This is a genomic window from Acidiphilium sp. PM, from assembly GCF_000219295.1.
Classification (GTDB): Bacteria; Pseudomonadota; Alphaproteobacteria; order Acetobacterales; family Acetobacteraceae; genus Acidiphilium; species Acidiphilium multivorum.
In genome coordinates this window covers 1-1,815 of the sequence record NZ_AFPR01000331.1, presented here as the reverse complement: position 1 = coordinate 1,815, position 1,815 = coordinate 1, and the positions used below count along the sequence as shown (strand labels likewise).

Here is a 1,815-nt window from a genome sequence, read left to right as displayed (position 1 = left end):
CGGGGNNGGCAGGGCGAGGAAGCGGGCGCGCTTGATGGCGCGCGCGAGTTCGCGCTGCTTCTTGGCCGAAACGGCGGTGATGCGGCTCGGCACGATCTTGCCGCGCTCCGAGAGGAAGCGCGACAGCAGCCGGACGTCCTTGTAATCGATCTTCGGCGCGTTCGGGCCGGAGAACGGGCAGGCCTTGCGGCGGCGGTAGAACGGACGGCGCGCGCCGACCGCGGTGCGACGGGCGGCCGGGGTATTGACCGGCGCGGTCTCGATGCTGTCGGACATGGCTCAGTTCTCCTCGTTCTGATCTTCGTCGCGGTCCGAACGATACTCGTCGCGCGCCCGGTATTCCTCGCGATCATCGGCGCCGCGCCGGCGGCCCGAATCGAAGCGGCCGGCGGGCTTCGGCCCGCGGAACCCGCGGTCGCGATCACGGTCCTCGCCGCGGCGCGCGAGCGGCGCGGACGGCGCCTCGTCGATGTCCTCGACGCGCACGGTCATGAAGCGCAACACGTCCTCGTTCAGGCCGAGCTGGCGCTCCATCTCGCTGATCGTCGCCGGTTCGGCATCGAGCCCGAGCAGGACGTAATGGCCCTTGCGGTTCTTCTTGATGCGGTAGGCGAGATTGCGCAGGCCCCAGTATTCGCGCTTCTTCACCGCGCCGCTTTCGCTCTCGACCTGGGCGGTCACCGCGTCGGCAATGGTGTCGACCTGCTGCTGCGTGATTTCACTGCGCGCGATCAGCACGCATTCGTATAGCGGCATATGTCCCCCTGTGGTTGGTTTCAGCCCCGGCGCCGGTGAGCGCCTATTTCCCCCATGGAAACGGGCATAGCCGGGCGAAATGCCATCCGCCCGGCAGGGAAGAGCGGGCAATCGCACAATCCCCGACGGATGGCAAGCGGCACGATCAGAGCGGGCGGGGATGACCGATGTCGTAGAGCGTCAGGTCGCGATCGAGCACGCCGATCTCCCGCAGCGCCGCGCGCCAGGCCCGCATATGCGCCGAGGCGGCATGAGCGTCGAGCGCCTGCTGATCGGTCCACCGCTCGCTGACGCGAATCAGCCCGGGATCAAGCACGTCTTCGGCGAAGGCGTATTCGAGGCAGCCCGCCTCGTCCCGCGTGGCCGCGATCATGGCCGCCATCGGCGCCCGCGCCGCCGCCATCCGGTCGGCCGGCAGCCTGATCGTTCCCATGATGCACAGCATTTCGAGTCCTTTCCTTCAGTCCGTATCGGTGGCGAACGCCATGAGTTCGGCGCCGTCCTCGATCAGGTCGCCCACCGCGCAATGGAGGGCGGCGATCACCCCGTCCCGCGGGGCGGTGATGCGGAACTGCACCTTCATCGCCTCGATCACCGCGAGCAGATCACCCTCGCGCACCGCGCTGCCCGCGGCGACGGCGAGTTCCACGACCTTGCCCGGCATCACGCTGGTGACCCGCGCCGCCGCGCCGTCCGCCTCGCCCGCCGCGCGGTGCGGATCGGCGACGGCCAGCACGTGGCGCGCGCCATCGGCAAAAACGCGATCCGTCCCCCCTGGCCGCTCGTGCCCAGCCGCGCGACGATACCGTCGATCTCGACCGACACTTCATCCTCGCCGGCCGCATCGACGCAAACGAAGACCTCCCGCCCCGCGTGGTCGAGGCGGAAATGCCGCTCGTCGCGCGGATGCAGGCGCAGATGGTGCGTGGCCTCGCCATCCTCGATCACGACATCCGGAAACGCTCGCCATTCAGCCGCCAGGCCGCGCGCGTCGCCCAGGGCGACCACGGATCGGAAGGATCGCCGCTTTGCGGCAGCGTGGCCAGCCAGCGATGCGCC

At 69.6% G+C, this 1,815-nt stretch carries 4 protein-coding genes and 1 pseudogene; all 5 read right to left on the bottom strand.

The annotated features are described in order from the left end of the window. A partial coding sequence (rpsR, locus tag APM_RS12290) for a 30S ribosomal protein S18 (protein WP_007423704.1) occupies positions 1 to 276 on the bottom strand: 276 nt, incomplete at its 3' end. Positions 277 to 279: 3 nt separating this feature from the next. After that, positions 280 to 756: a 30S ribosomal protein S6 gene (gene rpsF / locus APM_RS12285; protein WP_007423703.1), complete on the bottom strand. Its 477-nt coding sequence runs from the start codon at positions 754 to 756 to the stop codon at positions 280 to 282. A gap of 145 nt (positions 757 to 901) precedes the next feature. Beyond that, a complete protein-coding gene (locus APM_RS12280) occupies positions 902 to 1,201 on the bottom strand; it encodes a putative quinol monooxygenase (protein ID WP_007423702.1) in 300 nt (99 codons plus the stop codon). A gap of 15 nt (positions 1,202 to 1,216) precedes the next feature. Then, entirely contained in the window at positions 1,217 to 1,420 is a 204-nt protein-coding gene (locus APM_RS22680) for an acetyl-CoA carboxylase biotin carboxyl carrier protein subunit (protein ID WP_007423701.1), read from the bottom strand. Continuing rightward, a pseudogene (locus APM_RS20410) lies at positions 1,420 to 1,815 on the bottom strand (hypothetical protein); the annotation flags it as partial. The pseudogene APM_RS20410 and the gene APM_RS22680, both read right to left, overlap by 1 nt.